The organism is Streptomyces sp. NPDC001222 (assembly GCF_042896945.1).
Taxonomy (GTDB): Bacteria; Actinomycetota; Actinomycetes; order Streptomycetales; family Streptomycetaceae; genus Streptomyces; species Streptomyces gibsoniae.
Map to the genome: position 1 here is coordinate 1 of NZ_JBIAXT010000019.1, position 22019 is coordinate 22019.

Annotated in this window: 25 protein-coding genes and 1 pseudogene; 19 read left to right on the plus strand and 7 right to left on the minus strand. The window is 72.5% G+C overall.

Going from position 1 to position 22019, the window contains the following annotated elements; genetic code table 11:
• The first annotated feature begins 276 nt into the window (after window positions 1-276).
• A complete protein-coding gene (locus tag ACFY2Z_RS24045) occupies window positions 277-2235 on the plus strand; it encodes a DUF5107 domain-containing protein (protein ID WP_390746158.1) in 1959 nt (652 codons plus the stop codon).
• Between the two features lie 4 nt (window positions 2236-2239).
• On the opposite strand, the gene ACFY2Z_RS24050 is transcribed toward ACFY2Z_RS24045, so the two are convergent.
• A complete protein-coding gene (locus ACFY2Z_RS24050; protein ID WP_390746159.1) occupies window positions 2240-2593 on the minus strand; it encodes a VOC family protein in 354 nt (117 codons plus the stop codon).
• A 135-nt stretch (window positions 2594-2728) separates the two neighbouring features.
• Here ACFY2Z_RS24050 and ACFY2Z_RS24055 point away from each other — a divergent pair, with 135 nt between their 5' ends.
• From ACFY2Z_RS24055 to ACFY2Z_RS24120, 14 genes and pseudogenes are all read left to right on the plus strand, one after another.
• The gene (locus ACFY2Z_RS24055) at window positions 2729-3220 is read left to right on the plus strand and encodes a phage holin family protein (RefSeq protein ID WP_390746160.1); all 492 of its coding nucleotides are present in this window, start codon (window positions 2729-2731) and stop codon (window positions 3218-3220) included.
• Between the two features lie 3 nt (window positions 3221-3223).
• Window positions 3224-4309 (plus strand): SDR family oxidoreductase, encoded by a 1086-nt coding sequence (locus ACFY2Z_RS24060; RefSeq protein ID WP_390746161.1) that lies wholly within the window; start codon window positions 3224-3226, stop codon window positions 4307-4309.
• A 262-nt stretch (window positions 4310-4571) separates the two neighbouring features.
• Entirely contained in the window at window positions 4572-5909 is a 1338-nt protein-coding gene (locus ACFY2Z_RS24065; protein WP_390746162.1) for an NAD(P)/FAD-dependent oxidoreductase, read from the plus strand.
• Entirely contained in the window at window positions 5906-7777 is a 1872-nt protein-coding gene (locus tag ACFY2Z_RS24070; protein ID WP_390746163.1) for a transketolase, read from the plus strand. Before ACFY2Z_RS24065 ends, ACFY2Z_RS24070 begins: the two co-directional genes overlap by 4 nt.
• A gap of 13 nt (window positions 7778-7790) precedes the next feature.
• Window positions 7791-8431: pseudogene (locus tag ACFY2Z_RS24075) on the plus strand (hypothetical protein).
• A gap of 58 nt (window positions 8432-8489) precedes the next feature.
• On the plus strand, window positions 8490-8828 hold the full coding sequence (locus ACFY2Z_RS24080) for a gas vesicle protein (RefSeq protein ID WP_390746164.1): 339 nt from the start codon (window positions 8490-8492) through the stop codon (window positions 8826-8828).
• Between the two features lie 109 nt (window positions 8829-8937).
• Entirely contained in the window at window positions 8938-9357 is a 420-nt protein-coding gene (locus ACFY2Z_RS24085; RefSeq protein WP_355911774.1) for a gas vesicle structural protein GvpA, read from the plus strand.
• The gene (locus ACFY2Z_RS24090) at window positions 9354-10109 is read left to right on the plus strand and encodes a GvpL/GvpF family gas vesicle protein (RefSeq protein WP_390746165.1); all 756 of its coding nucleotides are present in this window, start codon (window positions 9354-9356) and stop codon (window positions 10107-10109) included. Before ACFY2Z_RS24085 ends, ACFY2Z_RS24090 begins: the two co-directional genes overlap by 4 nt.
• 3 nt (window positions 10110-10112) lie before the next feature.
• Complete coding sequence (locus ACFY2Z_RS24095; protein ID WP_390746166.1) at window positions 10113-10379, plus strand: gas vesicle protein GvpG; 267 nt, start codon at window positions 10113-10115, stop codon at window positions 10377-10379.
• Complete coding sequence (locus ACFY2Z_RS24100) at window positions 10376-10933, plus strand: hypothetical protein (protein ID WP_390746167.1); 558 nt, start codon at window positions 10376-10378, stop codon at window positions 10931-10933. Before ACFY2Z_RS24095 ends, ACFY2Z_RS24100 begins: the two co-directional genes overlap by 4 nt.
• Window positions 10930-11259, plus strand: coding sequence for a gas vesicle protein (locus ACFY2Z_RS24105; protein ID WP_390746168.1), 330 nt, complete (start codon window positions 10930-10932; stop codon window positions 11257-11259). The genes ACFY2Z_RS24100 and ACFY2Z_RS24105 overlap by 4 nt, the downstream gene beginning before the upstream one ends.
• Window positions 11256-12038, plus strand: coding sequence for a GvpL/GvpF family gas vesicle protein (locus ACFY2Z_RS24110; RefSeq protein WP_390746169.1), 783 nt, complete (start codon window positions 11256-11258; stop codon window positions 12036-12038). The genes ACFY2Z_RS24105 and ACFY2Z_RS24110 overlap by 4 nt, the downstream gene beginning before the upstream one ends.
• The gene (locus ACFY2Z_RS24115) at window positions 12035-12223 is read left to right on the plus strand and encodes a gas vesicle protein (protein ID WP_390746170.1); all 189 of its coding nucleotides are present in this window, start codon (window positions 12035-12037) and stop codon (window positions 12221-12223) included. Before ACFY2Z_RS24110 ends, ACFY2Z_RS24115 begins: the two co-directional genes overlap by 4 nt.
• Window positions 12220-12504, plus strand: a complete 285-nt coding sequence (locus ACFY2Z_RS24120; RefSeq protein ID WP_311693546.1) for a gas vesicle protein K — start codon at window positions 12220-12222, stop codon at window positions 12502-12504. The genes ACFY2Z_RS24115 and ACFY2Z_RS24120 overlap by 4 nt, the downstream gene beginning before the upstream one ends.
• Window positions 12505-12559: 55 nt before the next feature.
• Here the strand turns inward: ACFY2Z_RS24120 and ACFY2Z_RS24125 are convergent, their stop codons facing one another.
• The 3 genes from ACFY2Z_RS24125 to ACFY2Z_RS24135 all read right to left on the minus strand — a co-directional run bounded on the left by ACFY2Z_RS24125 (window position 12560) and on the right by ACFY2Z_RS24135 (window position 15238).
• Window positions 12560-12730, minus strand: coding sequence for a hydrophobic protein (locus tag ACFY2Z_RS24125; protein ID WP_365163100.1), 171 nt, complete (start codon window positions 12728-12730; stop codon window positions 12560-12562).
• A gap of 41 nt (window positions 12731-12771) precedes the next feature.
• Window positions 12772-13587, minus strand: coding sequence for a class I SAM-dependent methyltransferase (locus ACFY2Z_RS24130; RefSeq protein WP_390746171.1), 816 nt, complete (start codon window positions 13585-13587; stop codon window positions 12772-12774).
• A gap of 160 nt (window positions 13588-13747) precedes the next feature.
• The gene (locus ACFY2Z_RS24135) at window positions 13748-15238 is read right to left on the minus strand and encodes a bifunctional phosphatase PAP2/diacylglycerol kinase family protein (RefSeq protein WP_390746172.1); all 1491 of its coding nucleotides are present in this window, start codon (window positions 15236-15238) and stop codon (window positions 13748-13750) included.
• A gap of 145 nt (window positions 15239-15383) precedes the next feature.
• On the opposite strand from ACFY2Z_RS24135, the gene ACFY2Z_RS24140 reads away from it, so the two are divergent.
• Window positions 15384-17003: an ABC-F family ATP-binding cassette domain-containing protein gene (locus ACFY2Z_RS24140; RefSeq protein ID WP_390746173.1), complete on the plus strand. Its 1620-nt coding sequence runs from the start codon at window positions 15384-15386 to the stop codon at window positions 17001-17003.
• Window positions 17004-17226: 223 nt separating this feature from the next.
• On the opposite strand, the gene ACFY2Z_RS24145 is transcribed toward ACFY2Z_RS24140, so the two are convergent.
• Window positions 17227-18333 carry a Vms1/Ankzf1 family peptidyl-tRNA hydrolase gene (locus tag ACFY2Z_RS24145; RefSeq protein WP_390746174.1) on the minus strand — a complete coding sequence of 369 codons (1107 nt, stop codon included), beginning with the start codon at window positions 18331-18333 and terminating at the stop codon, window positions 17227-17229.
• Between the two features lie 87 nt (window positions 18334-18420).
• Between ACFY2Z_RS24145 and ACFY2Z_RS24150 the strand changes: the two genes are divergently transcribed.
• Window positions 18421-18684 carry a DUF6158 family protein gene (locus tag ACFY2Z_RS24150; protein WP_390746175.1) on the plus strand — a complete coding sequence of 88 codons (264 nt, stop codon included), beginning with the start codon at window positions 18421-18423 and terminating at the stop codon, window positions 18682-18684.
• Window positions 18685-18775: 91 nt separating this feature from the next.
• Here ACFY2Z_RS24150 and ACFY2Z_RS24155 read toward each other — a convergent pair whose 3' ends face one another.
• Window positions 18776-19306, minus strand: coding sequence for a type 1 glutamine amidotransferase domain-containing protein (locus ACFY2Z_RS24155; RefSeq protein WP_390746176.1), 531 nt, complete (start codon window positions 19304-19306; stop codon window positions 18776-18778).
• A gap of 157 nt (window positions 19307-19463) precedes the next feature.
• Window positions 19464-19835, minus strand: a complete 372-nt coding sequence (locus ACFY2Z_RS24160) for a DUF2795 domain-containing protein (protein WP_390746177.1) — start codon at window positions 19833-19835, stop codon at window positions 19464-19466.
• Between the two features lie 287 nt (window positions 19836-20122).
• Between ACFY2Z_RS24160 and ACFY2Z_RS24165 the strand changes: the two genes are divergently transcribed.
• Both ACFY2Z_RS24165 and ACFY2Z_RS24170 read left to right on the plus strand, forming a co-directional pair.
• Window positions 20123-20917, plus strand: a complete 795-nt coding sequence (locus ACFY2Z_RS24165; RefSeq protein WP_390746178.1) for an RNA polymerase sigma factor SigF — start codon at window positions 20123-20125, stop codon at window positions 20915-20917.
• A 261-nt stretch (window positions 20918-21178) separates the two neighbouring features.
• Window positions 21179-22019, plus strand: an 841-nt coding sequence (locus tag ACFY2Z_RS24170) for a hypothetical protein (RefSeq protein WP_390746179.1), incomplete at its 3' end; no start/stop codon positions are given.

The window sequence follows — 22019 nt, forward strand, 5'->3', positions numbered from 1 at the left end:
GGGATCAACTCCCGGCACATCTCCCACACATCCGGCCCGACCGTCTCCCCGGCCCATTCCCCCATCACCACAAAACGAGTCTGGCCCCGCCGCTCACGCGGCGGGGCCAGAACCCCAAGATCTTCATGAGTCTTCTAGGCAGCGCGCCCGCCTCGCGAGGAGGGCGATGGGCGCGGTGTCAGCGTCGCTCTCGCCGGAGCCGGGGCGTGGGCGAGGCCGCTTTTGCGGAATCCTGACCGGCAGAGCCCCTGGTCAGCTCCTCGGCTGCCGGGTTCCATGGCGATCGTGACGACGATCCGACGTGACGCAGTGACACTGCCCGCCGCGGAGCTGGGGCCGGACAACCCGCTTCCCCCGCTGCGGCCGCTCGACGAGATGCACCGTATCGACGACCGGGACAGGGACGACCTGCCGCGCGACATGGCCCGCCAGATCGGCTACGAGCCGCTGCGCAGCCTGCTGCCCGCGCGGGTCCGGGACGGCTACGGCAGAGAGCGCGCACCCCGGGAGCTCGACGCCCTCGTGATAGAGAACGACCGGCTGCGCGCCACCGTCCTGCCCGGCCTCGGCGGACGCGTCGCCTCGCTGTTCCACAAGCCGACCGGCCGTGAACTCCTCTACCGCAACCCGGTGTTCCAGCCGGCCTGCTTCGCGCTCAACGGTGCCTGGTTCTCCGGTGGCATCGAGTGGAACATCGGCGCCACCGGCCACACCACCCTGTCCTGCTCGCCCCTGCACGCGGCCCGTGTCACCGCGCCCGACGGCGGGGAGATGCTGCGGCTGTGGGAGTGGGAGCGCCTGCGCGACCTGCCCTTCCAGGTCGACCTGTGGCTGCCGGAAGGTTCCGACTTCCTGTACGTCGGCGTCCGGATCCGCAATCCGCACGACCGGCCGGCGCCGCTGTACTGGTGGTCCAACATCGCCGTACCCGAGGAGTGCCGGGTGCTCGCACCGGCCGAGGAGGCCTACCACTTCGGCTACGAACGCAGGCTGCGCCGGGTGCCGGTGCCGTCGTACGACGGGGTGGACCGCACCTACCCCGCGCACAGCGTCCATCCCGCCGACTACTTCTACGAGGTGCCCGACGGACGGCGCCGCTGGATCGCCGCGCTCGGCGAGGACGGCGAAGGACTGGTGCAGACGTCGACCGATGTGCTGCGCGGCCGGAAGCTGTTCGTCTGGGGCACGGGCACCGGCGGGCGCCGTTGGCAGCGGTGGCTCACCGAACCGGGTACCGGCGGCTACTGCGAGATCCAGGCCGGGCTCGCCCGCACCCAGCTGGAACACGTGCGCCTGGAGGCGGAGAGCGAAGTGGCCTGGCTGGAGGCGTACGGGCCGCTGAGCGCCGAGCGCGAGGGGGAGTGGGCCGGTGTCGTACGCGCGGCCGAGGAGCGCCTGGAAGCCTGTCTGCCGCGCGAGCGCGTCGAGGCCGCCTACGCCGCGTGGCGGCCCTGCGCCGACACCGAACCCGGTGAGGTGCTCGCCGTCGGCTCGGGCTGGGGCGCGCTCGAAGTGCTGCGCACGGGCGACAAGTTGCCGGGCACCCCGTTCGAGGAGGCGACGCTCGGCGACGCGCAGGCGCCCTGGCTGGAGCTGCTGCGGTCGGGTTCCCTCCCCGAGCCGCGGAGGGTCGGACCGCCGGGTGGGACGCTGGTGGCGCCGCACTGGCGGGACATGCTGGAGACCGCGCCCGCACGTCCGCTGACGGAGTATCACCTCGGGGTCGCCCAGTGGCATGCGGGCGACCGCGCGCAGGCGGTGCGCAGTTGGGAGCGCGCGCTGCCGCTCGCCCCGTCCCAGTGGCCGTTGCTGCGCTGTCTCGCGGTGGCCGATCAGGAGGCCGGCCATCATGAGCGCGCCGCCGACCGGTACGCCGAGGCCTTCGACGACCTGTGCCGGGAGCGGCGCGACGACGGCGAGACCTGGACGTCCGTCACCGCGGCGCTCGGCCGGGAGGCGCTCGACGCACTGCTGGCCGTGGGCCGCACCGAGGACGCACGGTCCGTGTGGTATCGCCTCCACCCCGTGACGCGTGAGCGCGGCCGCTTCCGGCTGACCGAGGCCCGGCTGCTGCTCGCCGAGGGCGACCGCGAGGCGGCGCGGGCCGTCTTCGACGACGGATTCGAGGTCGCGGACCTGCGGGAGGGCGCCGGAACGATCGACGAGCTGTGGGCCCGGATCACCGACGAGCCGCTGCCGGCGCACTACGACTTCCGGATGCGGCCCGCGACGTGAGCCGCTACGCGGGCGGCCGGCGGTCCACGTACTCGTAGACCGCCCCGTCCGGATGCGCCGCGATCAGATTGCGGCCCACCGGGGTGGGGATCGGGCCGGCGACGACCCGGGCGCCGAGTTCGGTCAGCACGCGGTGGGCCTCGTCGACGTCCTCGACGGCGATCGTCGCGGCCACCTTGCGCAACAGTTCCAGTTCGGTCGCGGGGCCGCTCATCAGCAGGAAGCAGCCGACCGCGGCCACCTGAACACCGCCGCGCTCGAAGCGGAGGGCTCTGGTGCCCGTCAGACGTTCGTAGAAATGGACCGCGCTCTCCAGATCGTCGACGCAGATACGCAGCGAGGCTCCCAGAATCTCCATGCGCACGAGCCTAGTTGGGGCCGTCCGGGCCAGGAGATCGTTTCCGCCGGATCCCGGCCTCTCTTCCCCGGAGCAGGGGGCGTGCGCGCCCGGCGCGGGGCGTTATGCGCGCCCGGGCCCGGGTACCCGGCCGACATGAAGCCCTTGGATCATCTGGAACATCTGGACAAACAGCTGGTCGACGAGCTGGCGCAGGTGGCCCGTGAGGCCGTGCGCGACGAGCTGCGCGAGCAGACGCGCAAGCAGCGCCGTACGGCCGCGCTGTACGCCGCGTCCGGCGCCGTCGGTCTGTACGCGGGTGCCGCGCTGGCGCTCGCCGCGGGCCTGGCCCTGGCTCTCGGCCTGCCCGGCTGGGCCGCCGCGCTGATCATGGCGGCGGCGCTGGGCGTGGCCGCCTACCTGCTGCGCGGCGCCGCACGCTCCGGCAGCGGTCACCACGCAGCCGGAGCCCACGGCGCCCAGGGCCGGCTCCTCGGCGACGCGCCGCCCGGTGGGCCCGGTATGCCGTACCCGCCGATGCCGCCCCCCGCACCCGGGACGCCGGGCATGGGTACGCAGACGCCGGGCATCCCGGATCCGGCCGTGCCGGGGGAGGACCCCGGCGCATCCCACCGCCGGATCCGGTGAGCGATGAGCAGGCCATGGCCAGAGGCCTTGACCAGGCACCGCAGGGCAGTCGTGGTCACCGGGGCGAGCGGTGGCGTGGGCCGGGCCACGGCCGTGGCCTTCGCCGCCCGGGGCGACCGGGTCGCCCTGCTCGCCCGGGGCCGCGCGGGCCTCGCGGCGACCGCGGACGAGGTGCGACGCGCCGGCGGCGAGGCGCTCGTCGTGCCCGTCGACGTCGCGGACGCGAGAGCCGTCGAGGACGCCGCGCAGCAGGTCGCCGACGAGTTCGGGCGCATCGACGTCTGGGTCAACAACGCGTTCGCCGGCGTCTTCGCCCGGTTCACGGATGTCGCGCCGGAGGAGTTCCGCCGGGTCACCGAAGTGACCTACCTCGGCTGTGTGTTCGGCACCCGGGCCGCCCTGCGGCACATGCTGCCCGCGAACCACGGGGCGATCGTCCAGGTCGGCTCGGCGCTGGCGTACCGGGGGATTCCCCTGCAGTCGGCGTACTGCGGCGCCAAGCACGCCATCCAGGGGTTCAACGAGTCCTTGCGATGCGAGCTGCTGCACGAGCGGTCGCGGGTCCGGACCACGATGGTGCAACTGCCGGCCATGAACACCCCGCAGTTCGACTGGGTGCTGAGCCGGATGCCGCGGCGGGCCAGGCCGGTGGCGCCGGTCTACCAGCCGGAGGTGGCGGCACGCGCGATCGTGCACGCGGCCGGGCACCCCAGGCGCCGGGAGTACTGGGTCGGCGGATCGACGGTGGCCACACTGCTCGCCAACGCGGTGGCTCCCGGGCTGCTGGACCGCTACCTCGCACGCACCGGGTTCGACGCACAGCAGGACGAGCCCCAGGGCGCTCAGCAGGACACACGGCAGGACGAGCGCCGGCCCGGAGCGGAGCACGACGGGGCGGGGAACCTGTGGGCTCCCGCGGACGGCCCGCACGGCCACGACTTCGGGGCGCACGGGCGCTTCGACGCGGAGTCCCTGCCCGCCAGCGGCGAGGAATGGCTCTCCCGCAACCGGGCGAGGATCGGCGCCGGCCTGCTGGCCGGAAGCCTGGGCGCCGCCGTGACGGCCGGGGCACTGCGCCGCCGCACCTGACCCCGCTCGCCGTATCGGCCCCGACCGGGACTTCGCCCCGACCGGGACTTCGCCCCGACCGGCTCTTTCGACCCGCTGGGGCTGGAGCCCGCACCCCCCGGAAACGAGGCGTGCCGCGCCGGAATCCGCGAGGGCCGGGGCGAAACGCCCGGGACTGCCGGGTTTGGGGGCCCCGGCCCGGGAAACGCGGAAGGTCTCCACGGGTGGCATTCGTGCGCCCGGCAGGCAGACGACGTACGCGCGACCTCGCCGGAGGCGAAACGTGAGTCGACCTCGCATCCTCATCGTCGGTGCCGGATTCGCCGGCTACCGGACGGCCCGAACCCTCTCCCGGCTGACCCGCAACCGGGCCCAGATCACCCTGCTGAACCCGACCGACTACTTTCTGTATCTGCCCCTGCTGCCCCAGGTCGCCGCGGGCATCCTGGAGCCGCGCCATGTCGCCGTCTCCCTCTCCGGCACCCTGCGCCACGTCCGGCTGGTGCTCGGCGAGGCCGACGGCATCGATCTCGACGCGCGCACCGTGCACTACACCGACCCCGAGGGGCAGGGCGGCACCCTCGGCTACGACCGGCTGGTGCTCGCCGTCGGCAGTGTCAACAAACTGCTGCCCATCCCCGGTGTCGCCGAGAACGCCCACGGCTTCCGGGGTCTGCCCGAGGCCCTCTATCTGCGCGACCACGTGACCCGCCAGATGGAGCTGGCCACCGCGTCGGACGACCCCAAGCACTGCGCCTCCCGCTGCACCTTCGTGGTGGTCGGCGCCGGCTACACCGGGACGGAGGTCGCCGCGCAGGGCAAGATGTTCACCGACGCGATGGTGCGCAAGCAGCCGCTGCGCGCGGGCATGCGGCCACGCTGGCTGCTGCTGGACATCGCGCCCCGTGTGCTGCCCGAGATGGACGAACGGCTCTCCCGCACCGCCGACCGAAGCCTGCGCCGACGCGGCGTGGATGTGCGGATGGGAGTCTCCGTGAAGGAGGCGACCCGCGACGGAGTCCTGCTCACCGACGGGGAGTTCGTCGACACCCGCTCCCTGGTCTGGTGCGTCGGCGTACGGCCCGATCCGCTCGTCGAGAGCCTCGGACGGCCCCTGGAGCGCGGCCGGCTGCTGGTCGACCCCTATCTGCGGATGCCGGGCCACCCCGACGTGTTCGCCTGCGGGGACGCGGCCGCCGTGCCCGATCTCGCCAACCCCGGCCAGTACACGCCGATGACGGCGCAGCACGCCTGGCGGCAGGGAAAGGTCGCCGCCGTCAACGTCGCCGCCTCGCTGGGCCTCGGCGGCCCGCGCCCCTACCACCACCGCGACCTGGGGTTCGTCGTGGACCTGGGCGGAGCCCAGGCCGCCGCCAACCCGCTCGGCGTGCCCCTGTCCGGGCCGCTCGCGGCCGCCGTCACCCGGGGATACCACCTGGCGGCGATGCCCGGCAACCGCGTCCGGGTCGCCGCCGACTGGCTCATGGACACCGTACTGCCGCGCCAGGAAGTCCAGTTGGGGCTCGTCCGCTCCTGGAACGTGCCGCTCGACACCGCGTCGCCCGAACTGGCTCGAGTGCCGGCAGGTCCCGAAAAGTCCGGTACGGAGGATGACTCATGAACACCCGCCAGCTGACCGAACTGAATACCCGTCAGCTCACAGAACTGGCCCAGCAACTGCGCGTCGACAGCGTCCGCGCCGCCGCGGCGGCCAACTCCGGACACCCGACCTCCTCGATGTCCGCCGCCGACCTCATGGCGGTTCTGCTGGCCAAGCACTTCCGCTACGACTTCGAACGCCCCGCCCATCCCGGCAACGACCGGTTCATCCTCTCCAAGGGGCACGCCTCGCCCTTGCTGTACGCCGCGTACCGGGCCGCCGGGGCCATCAACGAGACCGAACTGCTGACCTTCCGCAAGCTCGGCAGCCGGCTCGAAGGGCACCCCACGCCCCGTCGGCTGCCCTGGGTCGAGACGGCCACCGGCTCCCTCGGCCAGGGGCTGCCCGTCGGCGTCGGTATCGCCCTGGCCGGGAAGCGGCTCGACCACACCGGATACCGGGTCTGGGTGCTGTGCGGGGACAGCGAACTGGCCGAGGGATCCGTGTGGGAGGCCGCCGAGCACGCCGGCTACGAGCATCTCGACAACCTGATCGCGATCGTCGACGTCAACCGGCTGGGCCAGCGCGGCCCCACCCGTCACGGACACGACCTCGACGCCTACGCACGCCGTTTCAAGGCCTTCGACTGGCACACCATCGAGGTCGACGGGCACGATGTCGAGGCCATCGACCGCGCCTACGCCGAGGCTGAGTCCACCGCGGGACAGCCCACCGTGATCATCGCCCGCACCCTCAAGGGCAAGGGCGTCGCCGCCGTCGAGAACCGCGAGGGCCTGCACGGCAAGCCGCTGCCGGACGCGGAGGAGGCGATCGAGGAACTCGGCGGCGTACGGAACCTGCTCATCGAGGTCCAGCCGCCGCCCGCCGCCCGGATGCTGCACGCCGTCCAGGGCGGCCATCTGGATCTGCCGCGCTACGACGTCGGCGACGAGGTGCCCACCCGGGACGCCTACGGCCAGGCCCTCGCCGCGCTCGGCAGCGCACGCGGCGACGTGGTCGCCCTGGACGGCGAGGTCGGCGACTCCACGCGCACCGAGTACTTCGCCAAGGAACACCCCGACCGCTACTTCGAGTGCTACATCGCCGAACAGCAGATGGTCGCCGCCGCCGTCGGCATGGCCGCGCGCGACTGGATGCCGTACGCAGCGACGTTCGCCGCGTTCCTCACCCGCGCCCACGACTTCATCCGGATGGCCTCGATCAGCGGCTCCGACATCAACCTCGTGGGATCGCACGCCGGTTGCGCCATCGGTGAGGACGGGCCCTCGCAGATGGGCCTGGAGGACCTCGCGATGTTCCGCTCGGTGTACGACTCGACCGTCCTGTACCCGTGCGACGCCAACCAGACGGCCAAGCTGGTCGCCGCCATGGCCGGCTGCGAGGGCATCCGCTATCTGCGCACCTCCCGCGGGAAGACCCCGGTCATCTACGGCCCCACCGAGGAGTTCCCGGTCGGCGGCAGCAAGGTGCTGCGCGCGAGCGCCGAGGACCGGCTCACCGTGGTGGCCGCGGGAGTCACCGTCCACGAGGCGCTCAAGGCCGCCGACGCCCTCGCCGAGCAGGGCATCCGGGTACGGGTCGTCGATCTGTACTCCGTCAAGCCCGTCGACCGTGCCACCCTGCGCGAGGCCGCCGAACGCACCGGATGCCTGCTGACCGTCGAGGACCACCGGGAGGAGGGCGGCCTCGGCGACGCGGTCCTGGACGCCTTCGTCGACGGGCGGCCCGTACCGCGTCTGGTGCGTCTCGCGGTCCGTACGATGCCCGGCTCGGCGACGCCCGCCGAGCAGCTGCACGCCGCGGGCATCGACGCGGAGTCGATCGCCGCCGCGGCCCGGCTGCTGGTGGAACACGCGGTGGTGCCGTGACCGAAGGAGCGCGATGACCGCCACGCGGACCGTGCGGGCGGGCCGCCGCATCCCGGAGGCCCACCGCCCGGGCAAGGTGCTGTTCCCCGGCGACGGGGGCGGCGCGGAGCACACGAAGGCCGACCTCGTCGACCACTACCGCTCCGGCGCCCCCGTATGCAGCCCCATCCGCGCGGGCGGCCCCTGATGCTGGAACGGCACCCGGACGGTGTCGGCGGCACCCGCTGTCCTCGGGCCTGATGACCACCGGTTCGCGCGGACTGCACATCGTCGTGCCGCTCGACGGCGCCCAGGAATTCGACGAGGCAATCGAGTTCGCCAAGGACCGTCCGAGGCTCTCCCCACCGCCCACTCCGACCGCCTCACCACCACCGCCGCCCGCAAGAAGGACGGCGGTGACCGCCTCTACCTCGACGTGCAGCGCAACGCCCAGGCGCAGACCGCGGTCGCCCCTCTGACGTCCGCGCCCTGCCCGGCGCCCCAGTCGCCACGCCCCTGACCTGGGAGCAGTGGGACGACCCCGACGTCCATGAGCGTCGCCGGACCATCGCCGACGCGGCGGACCAGGCCCGCACCGATCCCTGAGCGGACGTGCCGCGCCGGGGACGCTCCCCCGGCCCCGCGCGTCGGCGGCTCAGGTCCCTGCGTGGCTGAACCCGGGACCCACAGGTTTGGCCAACGCCGTTGCGGCCACACGGGGGGAGAGGTGGCCATGACGAACACATCACGTACACCAAAGAACCACGACTCTTCCGACGACAACGCCCGGGCGGGCGGCCGACCCGGCACCATGGAGGTGCTGCGTCAGGCGCGCGCCCAGTTCACGGAGCTCACGGGCCTGGCCGCCGAGTCCGTCTCGTCCTTCGAACGCACCGAGGACGGCTGGACCCTGCAGATCGAGGTCCTGGAACTCGCCAGGGTTCCCGACACCATGAGCCTGCTCGCGAGCTATGAGGTGGACCTCGCCACGGACGGTGAGCTCACCGGCTATCGGCGCGTACGCCGCTATGAGCGCGGGAGGGCCGACGCCCGGACGGGCGGCCGTGCCTGACGGACCGCCGCCCCACATCTCCCGGCTGTACCCGTAGCACTCGTACGACTCGTACCAACCGTTCCCATTCCTGTTCCTGATCCCGAGACCGTAAGGAGGTCCGTTCGCCATGACCGTTGTCCCGGCACAGCAGACCGGAGGAGGCGGCAGCAGCGGCCTGTACGACGTCCTGGAACTCGTGCTCGACCGAGGGCTGGTCATCGACGCGTTCGTCCGCGTCTCCCTCGTCGGCATCGAGATCCTGAAGATCGACGTACGGGTCGTCGTCGCCAGCGTCGACACCTATCTGCGCTTCGCCGAGGCGTGCAACCGGCTCGACCTGGAGTCCGGCCCGCACAAGAGTCCCGGACTGCCCGACCTGGTCGGCGACATCACGGAGTCCGGTGCGCGCGGCAAGTCCAAGGGGGCGCTCTCCGGCGCCGCGGAGACCATATCCGACGCCTTCCGCCAGGCCCGCGAAGAGGGACAGCCGCGGGCGCGGACCCGTAAGTCCACCGCCGCGCGGGAGAAGAAGGAGGAGCAGGAGTGAGCACCTATGTCTACGGCATCGCCGCGGTCTCTCACCCTTCGCTCCCCGGCGGCATGGGCGGGGTCGGCGAACCGGCCTGTCCCGTACGCATTCTGACCCGGGGCGAGCTGGCGGCGATCGTCAGCGACGCGCCCGAGGGACTGCGCCCCAAGCGCCGTGATCTGCTCGCCCACCAGAGCGTGCTGAACGAGGCGGCGGCGGGCGGATCCGTGCTGCCCATGCGGTTCGGCAGTGTCGCGGCGGACGACGACGCCGTCACCGACGTCCTCGAGCAGCGCGTGGAGCACTACCTGGAGCGGCTGGACACACTGGCCGGAAAGGTCGAGTACAACGTCAAGGCCAGCCATGACCAGGAGGCCGTGCTGCACCGGGTGATGTCCGAGAACCAGGACATCCGCACCCTGGCTGAGGCCAACCGCGCGGCCGGCGGCGGCAGTTACGAGGACCGGCTGCGGCTGGGCGAGATGGTGGCGGCCGCGGTGCAGGGCCGTGAGGGCGAGGACGCCGCTCAGGTGCAGGGCGCCCTGGAGCCCGTCGCCGAGGCAGTGAGTGTGGGTCCCGAGTCCACGGGATGGCTGGCCAATGTGTCGTTCCTGGTGGACCGCGACACCTCCGCCGCGTTCCTGAACGCCGTCGAGGAGGTCCGCAAGGCCCACCCGCACCTTGATGTGCGGGTCAACGGCCCACTGCCGCCGTACAGCTTCGTGGAGCCCGGGCCGGCCGAGCCCGCCGTCGCGACGGACGCGGAGTGAGCCATGGGGCTGATCGGAGAGGTGCTGCTGCTGCCGTTCGCACCTGTGCGCGGTAGCTTCTGGGCGGTGAGACAGGTGCTCGCGGAGGCCGAGCGCCAGTACTACGACCCGGCCGCCGTACGAGCCGAACTGGCCCGCCTGGAGGAGCGACTGGAGTCGGGCGAGATCGACGCCCAGGAGTTCGACCGGCTGGAGGATGAGCTCCTGGACCGGCTGCAGATCGGCATGGAGCGCGGCGGCCCCGGTACAGCGGGCGGTACGGCGCCATGAACCGACTGGAACTCGGCCTTGCCCTGGGCATCGCCTACGCCCTCGGGCGCAGAAGCGGCAGGTCGAGGCAGCTCCTGCCGGCCCGCACCCCGGCGACCACCACCGACCCGGCCGTTCAGCGGCTCAAGGCGGAGGCGTGGGCGTATGCGGTGGTGCGGGCCCGGCCCCTGTTCGCCGCCGTGGGCCGCAGGCTCGGCGGACTCAGTCTGAGACTCCAGGACGTCGCCGACGGCAACAGTCCCGGCTTCGCCAGGCTCGCCCTGGCCGTCGGCCGCCATGTCGCCCGGAGCGGCGCCCGCGCGCGCTCCGTGGACGAGTACATGGACGGCGCGGCCGAGGTGGAGGAACTGGATGGCGTAGAGGACTTCGAGGGCGTGGAGGACGCGGAGGCATATCTGCTGGAGCGTCTGGAGGACGCCGTGGACGCGGAGTTCGCGGACGAGGATCCGGAGGACCTGGTGGACGCGGAGTTCGTGGACGAGGGACCGGAGGACTCAGAAGAGCTGGAGGACCCGGAGGACCCTGAGGACCCGCGGGAAGGGGGCCGCTCATGACCACACCCGGACGACTGCCCGATCCCTACGCGTCGCGCGACGGCGGTGCCAACCTGGCCGACATCCTCGAACGCGTCCTCGACAAGGGCGTCGTGATCGCGGGTGACATCCGGATCAACCTGCTGGACATCGAACTGCTCACCATCAAGCTCCGCCTGGTCGTCGCCTCCGTCGATCGGGCCAAGGAGATGGGCATCGACTGGTGGGAGAACGACCCGGCGCTGTCCTCCGGCGCACGGCACAGGGAACTCGCGCGGGAGAACGCCGAGCTGCGCTCCCAGTTGGCCGCTCTGGAGGAGACGCGCGCCGAGGAGGAGGGATCATGACCGGACTGCGGTATGTGTACGCCGTCTGCCGCCCCTTCGACGCGTCGGCCGAGGACGTCCCGGCGGGCGTCGCGGGGGTGCCGCCCCGGCAGCTGCGCCACGGGGGCCTGATCGCCGTCGTCAGCACGGTCCCGGAGGACGACTTCGCCGAGGGACCGCTCAGGGCCCGTCTGGAGGACCTGGACTGGCTCACCGCCACCGCCCGCGCGCACCAGGGTGTCATCGACGCGCTCACCTCCGTCACGACCCCCCTGCCGCTGCGGCTCGCCACCGTGTTCCGGGACGACAGCGGCGTACGCGCGATGCTGGAGGAACGCGAGGACGACTTCCACCGTGCGCTGGACCGGCTCGACGGGCGGGTGGAATGGGGTGTCAAGGTGTACGCGGAGACGGAACGGAGGGAACGGGAGGACCCGCGGGAGACCCTGGAGCCCCGTAAAGCCGCCTCGGGCCGCGATTACCTGCGCCGCCGGCGTGTGCAGCGCCACGCTCAGGACGAAATGCGGGAAAACACCGAGCGGTTTGCGCGCCGGCTGCACGACACCCTTTCCGGGTGTGCCGAGGACTCCCTGCTCCATTCCCCGCAGAATTCCGCGCTTTCCGGAGCGACCGGCCGTAACGTGCTCAACGCGGCTTATCTGGTGCCGCGTTCGGCCTCGGAGGCGTTCGTGGAAAGAGTGCAGCGCGAAGAGAGCGGAATTCCCGGTGTCCGTGTGGAACTGACGGGGCCCTGGGCCGCGTACTCCTTCAGCGGCGTCGACGGACGGAGCCGGTCGTGACCGCTCTCGAACACCGTCAGATCGCCCTGGTCGACCTCCTGGACCGGCTGCTGGCCGGCGGGGTGGTCGTCACGGGCGACCTCACTCTGCGTATCGCGGACGTCGACCTCGTCCGTATCGATCTGAACGCGCTGATCAGTTCGGTCGGCGAACAGGTGTCCGTGCCGTGGGTGGAGGAACCGTGACCCAGCGACAGAACCGACTCGACCTCGACCCCGACACGGTGGAGCGGGACCTGGTCAAACTCGTGCTGACCGTCGTCGAACTGCTTCGCCAGCTCATGGAGCGGCAGGCGGTGCGCCGGTTCGACACCGGGGAGCTGAGCGAGGAGCAGGAGGAGCGCATCGGGCTCACCTTGATGCTCCTGGAGGACCGGATGACCGAACTCCGGGAGCGGTACGGGCTGCGGCCCGAGGACCTCAATCTGGACCTCGGGCCGCTGGGGACACTGCTTCCCCGGGATTGATCGCCGGAATGTCACCCGGCGATCCGGTGACGGACGGATCTTCTGTTCCGGCCGGTCACCATCGATACCATCGACTCCTGCCACCGGCCGCGGTGGTACCGCGCACCAGGAATCCCAGAAGCCAGATCACGAGCACCGCAAGCGCGATCCACCACAGGACTTTGACTGCGAATCCGACGCCGAAGAGAATCAGTGCCAGCAGAAGAACCAGTAGAACGGGAACCATAGTGTAACCTCCTGCTGACCGGGTTTCCTGAAATCCGGGAATCAGACGTCCTTTCGGCACAGAATTTCCCCGTGCAGTACCGCGAACCAGCCGTCCTCGTGCCGACCCCATTCCCGCCAGGCCTCGGAGATGCCCGTCAGCCGCTCGCCGGTCGCGTGACCACCCTCGGTGGCGCGGTCGGCGTAGGCGGAGGCGAGGGTGCGGTCCGCCCACAGCCCGCTCCACCAGGCCCGCTCCTGCGGTGTGGCGAAGGTCCAGGTGCCGGAGGTCGCCGTGATGTCCCTGAGGCCGGCCTGCAACGCCCAGGAGCGCAGCCGCCGCCCGGCGTCGGGCTCGCCCCCGTTGGCGCGGGCGACCCGCCGGTACAGGTCCAGCCAGTCGTCGAGGCCCTCGGATGCCGGGTACCAGGTCATCGCCGCGTAGTCGGCGTCGCGTACGGCGATGAAACCGCCCGGACGGGTGACCCGGTGCATCTCGCGCAGCGCTTGCACCGGGTCGCCCACGTGCTGGAGCACCTGGTGTGCGTGGACCACACAGAAGGTGTCGTCCGGGTAGTCCAGGGCGTGCACGTCCGCGACCGCGAAGTCGACATTGGTGAGGCTTCGGGCGGCGGCCGTGGCCCGGGCCTGCCCCAGGATCCGCGGGGCGTGGTCGACGCCGGTGACACGGCCGTCCGGGACCAGCTCCGCCAGGTCCGCGGTGATGGTGCCCGGGCCGCAGCCGATGTCCAGGATCCGCATGTGCGGCTTGAGCGAGTCGAGCAGGTACGCCGCGGAGTTGGCGGCGGTCCGCCAGGTGTGCGAGCGCAGCACGGACTCGTGGTGGCCGTGCGTGTAGACGGCCGTCTCCTTCGGCATGCCTGTCCTCTTCTCCTCGTGGTCCCCTGGTGCCGACGGCCCACCGCGCCACGGTCGTCGCCGCGGAGCGATGGGCCACCGGCACACATCACGGTAGGCGCTCATGCCGAATAATGAGATCCGTGTCTTGCTATATGGATGGTAGTGGTGGGCCGGCAGGTCAGCGGAGGGGGAGCGGGCGGTAGACGGTCAGCGCCTCGGGGAGCTTCTCGAGCGTCACCGTCCCCGCCGCCTCCGCGACTTCACCGTCGTAGGCGAGCAGGGTGCCCGGGGCGACGCCGTCCAGGCGCAGACGCCGCACCCGGACCGCCGAGTGTGCGGGGGAGCGGGACAACGGGCCCGCGAACGCGGCCGTCAGCAGCCGGGTGGCGGGACGGCGCCCGCCGTGCACCACCCGCACGTCCAGCTTCCCGTCGGCCAGGTCGTGACGGCGGCCGGGGGCGAGACCCCTGCGGTGGTAGGTGCCGTTGCCCGCGAACAGCAGCCACAACGGATGGGTCCGGCCGCCCAGTTCGACGCGCAGGGGGCGGTGGTCGCCGCGCAGGACCCGCAGCGCCGCGAGGACGCCGGCCGGCCAGCCGCCGATCCGCGGTGACCAGCGCTCCCGCTGACGCACCAGTTCCGGGTAGACCCCCAGGCTGAAGGTGTTGAGGAAACAACCCCGGGTCCCGCCGGAGGAGAACCGTCCCACGTCCACGCGGACCGCGTCCCCCTGCCGGAGCGCCCGCACCACGTCAGGGACCTCCTCGATACCGAGGTCGAGCGCGAAGTGGTTGAGTGTGCCGCCGGGCAGGACCGCGAGCGGAAGGCCATGGCGCAGGGCGACCTCGGCGGCCGCGTTCACCGTGCCGTCGCCGCCGCACACCCCGAGGACACGGGCCCGGGCGGCCGCCTTCTCCAACCCGGCGCGCACATCGGCCGGCTCGCACTCCACCGTCTCCGCGGCCGGAAGGGCGTCCTGCAGGGCGTGGACGCGGTCCGGAGTTCCCGAGCCCTTGTTCACCACGACCACCAGCCCCGCCCCGTCCGGCAACGCGGGCGCGTTCGCGCTGGGGCGGCCGGGCGGCACCGGATCGCGGGTCGGCACGAGGCCCCGTACGGCGTAGGCGGCGGTCATGCCCAGCGCCGCACCCGCGAGGACGTCGCTCGGGAAGTGGACGCCGGTGTAGACACGGGAGAGGGCGACAGCGCCGGCGAGCGGCGCGACCGCGGCGCCCCAGCCGCGCGACTCCAGGGCGACACCCGCGGCGAAGGCGGCGGCCGAGGCGGCGTGGCCCGACGGGAACGACGTGGTGATCGGCTGGCGCTTGAGCCGGCGGACGGCCGGTACCGGGTCCAGGACGGGCCGGGGGCGACGGACCGAGCGCTTGCCGACGGTGTTGATGGCGGCCGAGGCGAGCGCGAGCGAGGCGACCCCGCGGGCGGCGGCCCGGCGGGCGCGGGGGCTCCGGGTGGCGGCGAGGGCCGCGGCCGTGGCGAACCACAGGACACCGTGGTTGGCGGCGCGGCTCAGCCGGGGGAGCAGGGGGTCGGCGCCGGGCCAGTGCCGGGCGGCGACGGACTCGAACAGCCGGCAGTCCAGGGCGAGGAGACGGTCACGGAACGGATGCGGGCCCGGCGGGCGGGTGGTGAGGTCGACATCTGGGGTCATGGGGCGCGGATACCCCCGGAGGGCCGAACCGTGCGGGGCGACGGGAGAGACGGCGACCAGGGCAGCGGGGAAGGCGCCGACCAGGGCAGGGCGCCGGCCGATATCCGCTTGCCCCGTCCCGGCGTGGCCGCCCAGAATGCGCCGCATGGGTCATCTGGAAGCCGCACACCTCGAGTACCACCTTCCGGACGGGAGGGCACTGCTCGGCGATGTCTCCTTCCGGGTCGGCGAAGGCGCCGTCGTCGCGCTCGTCGGGCCCAACGGGGCCGGCAAGACCACGTTGCTGCGGCTGCTGTCCGGTGAGCTGAAGCCGCACGGCGGGACCGTCACCACCAGCGGCGGGCTCGGTGTGATGCGCCAGTTCGTGGGGTCCGTACGGGACGAGACGACCGTACGGGACCTGCTGGTCTCGGTCGCTCCGCCCCGTATCCGCGAGGCCGCCCGCGCGGTGGACGCCGCCGAGCACGCCGTGATGACCGTCGACGACGAGGCCGCCCAGCTCCGGTACGCGCAGGCCCTCGCCGACTGGGCCGAGGTGCGCGGTTACGAGTCGGAGACGCTGTGGGACATGTGCACCATGGCAGCGCTCGGCATCCCGTACGAGAAGGCCCAGTGGCGGCAGGTCCGCACCCTGTCCGGCGGCGAGCAGAAACGGCTCGTGCTGGAAGCGCTGCTGCGCGGTACCGACGAGGTCCTGCTCCTCGACGAGCCCGACAACTACCTCGACGTACCCGGGAAGCGATGGCTGGAGGAGCGGCTCGCCGAGACCCGCAAGACCGTCCTGTTCGTCTCCCACGACCGGGAACTGCTGGCCCGCGCCGCACAGCGGATCGTGTCGCTGGAACCGGGTCCCGCCGGCGCCGACGCCTGGCTGCACGGCGGCGGTTTCGCCACGTACGACGAGGCCCGGCGTGAACGCTTCGCCCGCTTCGAGGAGTTGCGCAGACGCTGGGACGAGAAGCACGCGCAGCTGAAGAAGCTGGTCCTGAATCTGCGCCAGGCCGCGACCGTCAGCCATGAGCTGGCCTCCCGCTACCAGGCCGCCCAGACCCGGCTGCGGAAGTTCGAGGAGGCCGGGCCGCCGCCCGAGCCGCCGCGCGAGCAGGACATCAGAATGCGGCTGAAGGGCGGCCGGACCGGCGTCCGGGCCGTCACCTGCGAGGCCCTGGAACTGACGGGCCTCATGAAGCCCTTCGACCTGGAGGTCTTCTACGGCGAACGGGTCGCGGTCCTCGGCTCCAACGGCTCCGGGAAGTCGCACTTCCTGCGGCTTCTCGCGGGCGGCGACGTGGCCCATGCGGGGCAGTGGCGGCTCGGGGCGCGCGTCGTGCCCGGGCACTTCGCCCAGACGCACGCGCACCCCGAGCTGGAGGGCCGTACGCTCCTGGACATCCTGTGGCGGGAACACTCCCAGGACCGGGGAGCGGCCATGTCCCGGCTGCGCCGCTACGAGCTGACCGCACAGGCCGAGCAGACCTTCGACCGGCTGTCCGGCGGACAGCAGGCCCGTTTCCAGATCCTGCTGCTGGAACTTCAGGGGGTGACCGCCCTGCTGCTCGACGAGCCGACGGACAACCTGGACCTGGAGTCCGCCGAGGCGCTCCAGAAGGGCCTGGACGGATTCGAGGGCACGGTCCTCGCGGTGACCCACGACCGTTGGTTCGCGCGCTCGTTCGACCGCTATCTGGTCTTCGGCAGCGACGGCCGGCTCCGCGAGACCCCGGAGCCGGTGTGGGACGAACGACGGGTGGAGCGGGCGCGGTAGGGCCTGCGCGCGGGGGAGCGGGCGTTGGCGAGTACGCGTGGGAGTTCGTGCGGCCTGGGCCTGTCGTCAAGCTCCCGCCCGCCCCGCGACGCACGCACTCGCGGCGGGCTGGGCTCGAACCCGAGTACGTCCAGTACGAGGGTCCGAGCCCAGCCCGCCGAGAGCACGCACCTGACGGCGCAGGGCCGCCCTCCGGGCGGCGACGCGCGTTTGACGACAGGCCCTAGGCCCAGCGCAGCAGCGCCCCCACGCCGCCCGTCGGCGCCTCGTCCGCGGTCGCCGCCGTCACCGACACGGCTTCGGCCCGCGTCTCCACCACGGAGCGCACCAGGGCGTCGTCCGCCCGGGCCGGCCAGGCGTGCCGTTCACCCAGCGACCGCAGGTCCTTGCGGCGCATCGCGAGTTGGTCCGGGTCCTCGCCGACCCACACCTCACGACGGGTGTCCGGGCCGCCCGGCCGGATCAACAGTTCGTCGATCTGGTGTTCGCGTGCCGCCTCGACGACCGCGGGCACCCCCTCGACGGCCTGTGCCTGTCCCTCCTCGTCCGGTGCCAGGGCCGCCAGGAACCGCTCCAGCTCCTCGTCCGCCCGCCGGCGGACGTGCTCGCAGCGGATCCGCTCCACGTCCTCGTCGAGCAGTCGGCTGCCCACCCCGTGCGAGGTCTCGGCCACCCTGGTCGTGAGCCGTCGCGGCAGCCGCTCCCGCACGGCATGGCGCTCGTGCTGCTCTCCGACGAGGATCACCAGGTCGGCACGGGTCTCCTCCTCGCAGACGGCGAGCGCGTCCGCGATCTCGGCCGCGTTGTGCTCCCAGGTGTTCTCCACCCGCAGCTGGAAGTGGCGCACCGACCAGTCCGCGGTGCCTCTGCGGTGCAGGGGCCACTGCTGCCCGGTCACCTGTCCGGCCTCCCGGCTGCCCAGCGCCCCGCGCAGCTCGAATTCGGCGCCCTTGCGGTCGATGTACGCCACCACGCACACCGGGTCCTCCCCGGCCAGCTCCAGCAGCGGCGCGGTGTGGGGCAGCGGCGTCCAGTGGGCCGAGGAGCCGGGCGGGGCGGCGAGCAGGGGCGGATCCAGGACCACTTCCCCCGCCCGGGCGAACATCGCCCTTCCGTACGGTTCGGGCGAGTGGCGCAGGTCCTCGACCGCCTCCCGCACGGCCCGGCACGTGGGCTCGTCCGCGCCCTGTCCGGCCAGCCACCGGGCGAGGGCCTGAGCGGTCGGCGAGAGCTCAGGGACGGTGGACTCGGGGTGCCGGGAGGTGTCGACGTATACGGAGGCCCAGGGGCCGGGATGTTCGTACAGTGGATGGAGGAATGCGAGATCCATGGCTCCCTCCCGGATACTGCTCGGGGTAGTGCCTTTCCGGGCGGGTACCCGGACCGCACCGAGGAACACGACGAGCGGGGTGACACGATGAGCGGAGTCGACCCGGACCGGCTGACCGACCAGCAGCTCATGAAGGAGCTGCAGACGATCCACCGCACCCGTCATGACACGCTGCTGCACGGCTCGAACGACGCGCTGCGGGCGCACAACGACCGCATGGCGCAACTGGAGGGCGAGTATCTGCGCCGCCATCCCCGTCGCCCGGTCGTGGCGAGCCGGACCCGCAACGGGGCACGGGAGCGGGGAGCGGCCGACCTCGGGCCGTGCACGGGAGCCGAACCGGCCCGGTGAGCCCACGCCCCGCGCCGGCCCGGCTCCCGCGTCACGCACCCCGGGTCATGCGCCCTCGGAGGCCCGGCCCCGGGTACCGGCCGGGCCGCTCCTAATCGCCGAACTCCGTCAGGATCGCCTCGCAGAACGCCTTCAGGTCGTCCGGCTTGCGGCTGGTGATCAGCTTGTTCTGGCCCTGGTCCAGCCGCACCTGCTCGTCCACCCAGGTGCCCCCCGCGTTGGTGATGTCCGTCCGCAGGCTCGGCCATGACGTCAGCGTCCGGCCCCGTACGGCATCCGCCTCGACCAGGATCCAGGGCGCGTGGCAGATCGCCGCGACCGGACGGCCCTGCTGGAAGAAGGACCGGACGAACGAGACGGCCCGTTCGTCCATCCGCAGGAAGTCCGGATTGGCCACGCCGCCCGGCAGCACGAGCCCGTCGAAGGACTCGGCCTCCACCTGGCCGACGACGGCGTCCACCGGGAAGGTGTCGGCCTTGTCGAGATGGTTGAACGCCTGGATGTGGCCCGGCTTCGTGGAGACCAGGACCGGCTGGTGTCCGGCTTGGGACACCGCCGTCCAGGGATCGGTGAGTTCGACCTGCTCCACACCCTCGGGCGCGGTCAGGAACGCGATACGCATGATGTCCACTGTCCTTTCTCCGCCTCCGCGTGCCCCGCGGCCTCGTGCACCGCGGCCCCGGCCAACTGCACGCACGACGGAAGCGGGTTGACCTCAGGGCGCCCGTCCGGCGCCGGTCGTTCGTCCGGCCGGGGACCCGTGCCTGCACCGCACTGCCTCACGCCTCCACGACGGCTTCGGCGAGCTGCTGGGCGTTGGCGTAGCGTGCCGAGCGCGGAAGCCGCGTCACGGTCTCGACGAGCGTGTCCGGAGCGTGCTTGCGGCGCAGGGCCTCGATCAGGTCGTCCCGGCGCGCCGGGAAGGCCGTACGCCCCAGGATCCGGGCGAACTCGTAGCGCACGTCGGCCACCGAGCGCCCGCCGCCCGGAACCACCGGACCGGCCCAGATCGCCGGATCGTCGTCGGCGCTCGGCTCGGGGTCGTGCCACTCCTCGGTCCGCGTCGGGTGACCGGACCGCAGCAGTCCTTGCAGTTCGTGCTTCATCTCGTCGTCGCGGTGGACGTTCAGCCGGTCGCTGCCTCGCTGCATGACTCCCTCCAGATGTTCGGGGGTGGCAGTCGCGTACCCGGTGGGTCGCGATCGACACGGAATCCCGGCAGGCGGTCGGCAGCCGCTCGCCCGGGGGCCGTCCGGGTGACCCGGGACGCCGTGGTGTTTGCCACGGAGGCGACAGGGCAGGCGCTGTGTCAGTGCTTCGGACCGGAGGCACGTCCGTGGGAGCGGCGAATACCCGCCACGGGTGTGCCCGTCCGGCCGGGGTGCCCTCCCACGCTGACCGTCCACCCAAGGCACCAGCTAGGGAGTTGCGATCCACCATGCCCAACCGAGTGAGCGTGAAGCACCACCCGCACGACGACGCCCCCGACACCACGGAGGCCTTCCGCAGGCTCGCCACGCTCCCCGCAGGCCCTGAGCGCGACACGCTCCGCGACGAGATCGTCGAGGCCTGGCTGCCCATGGCCGATCGGCTCGCGGTACGGTTCCGCAACCGCGGCGAGAGCCTGGACGACCTGCGCCAGGTCGCCGCGCTCGGTCTCGTCAAGGCCGTCGACCGGTACGACCCGGAACGCGGTCACGCCTTCGAGAGCTATGCCGTCCCCACCGTCACCGGAGAGATCAAGCGGCACTTCCGTGACCACATGTGGACCCTGCACGTGCCGCGCCGCGTCCAGGACCTGCGCAACCGGGTCCGGTTCGCCTGCCAGGACCTGTCCGGGACCATCTCGGGCCGCAGGCCCACCATCCCCGAGATCGCCGAGCACGCGGGGATGAGCGAGGAGGACGTCCGGGAGGGTCTGGAGGCCCTGGAGAGCTTCACCGCGCTGTCGCTGGACGCCGAGGTGCCGGGCACTGAGGACGGGTACTCGCTCGGCGACTCCCTCGGCGCGCCCGACGTGGCGCTCGACACCGTCGTCGACCGTGAGGCCGTCAAGCCCCGGCTGCAGGCCCTGCCCGAGCGGGAGCGCGCCATCCTCTACATGCGGTTCTTCGACGACATGACGCAGAGCAGCATCGCCGAACGGCTCGGCATCTCCCAGATGCACGTCTCCCGCCTGATCAGCCGCTGCTGCAACCGGCTCAGGGACCAGGTCATGAAGGACGCCGCATAGAGGCACAGCGACACAGCGACACGGCGACACGGTGACAAAGGCGCACAGGGACATGGCGGCATAGCGGACGCGGCAGAGCGGCCCCGGCGGGGGAGCGGACCCGTCGGGGCCGCTGACCCGTCGGTGCGCGGGCGTCACCCGCGCGGAGGTTCCGGTCGCGCGAATGGGGCACGGCCGCGCGCGGGCCGGGGCCGGGCGGGCTGTCATGGGCTTGCGAGGGCACGGCGACCGTGCCCGCAACACCCCGCCGAAGGAGTTCGTATGCGTCGTAGTGCCCGCGTCCTGTCCGTCACCGCTCTGGCCGGCGCCGCCCTGGGTGCGGTCGGTCCGCCCGCGGTCGCCCTGGGCGTGACAACCCCGGCCGCCTCCGGCGGCCTCACCGCACGCTCCATAGGTTCCGGCCGCCCGCTCACGGCCCGGGTGTCCTGCGACCCGGCCGACCGACCCGACGACTACGGCGCCTACGACGGCGACGACGGCCCGGACAGTCCCGACGAACCCGACGGCTCCGAAGGCCCCGACAGCTACGACGTGTCCGACGGCCCCGACGGCTACGACGTGTCCGACGGCCCCGACAGCTACGACGTGTCCGACCGCGCCGGCACGACGGCCGACCAGGATGGGGTCGGCACCGACATACGCCAAGGCGGTACGGCACGGATCGCGGCCGTCGGGACCGCCTTCACCGGCGGCAGTGTCCCCGAGGGCAGTGGCGGGCGGCGGGGCGTGACCGGACGGTGCCCGCAGTCCCCCCGCGACGAGAGGCTGTGGAACATCGCGTCGCCGGAGGCCGGTGACGGTCCCCGCCCGGCGGACGGCCGGGAACAGCCGCTGGGCCGGCAGCAGCCGGGGACCCAGCTGGGACACCAGGGTCTGACCCGACCGAGCCCGCAGGGGGAGTACCCGGACGGTCTGTCGCAGCAGGGCCGCCGGCCCGGGAGGCAGTACGGGGCGGGGAGGCGACCGGGGGACGGCGCGGCACAGCAGTACGGTCAGCAGCCGGGGGAGGGTGAGGCGCAGCAGCAGTACGGGCGGCAGCCGGGCGGGCAGCTGGACGACGGGCCGGGATGGCAGGCGGACGAGGGCCGGTACGACGGGTCAG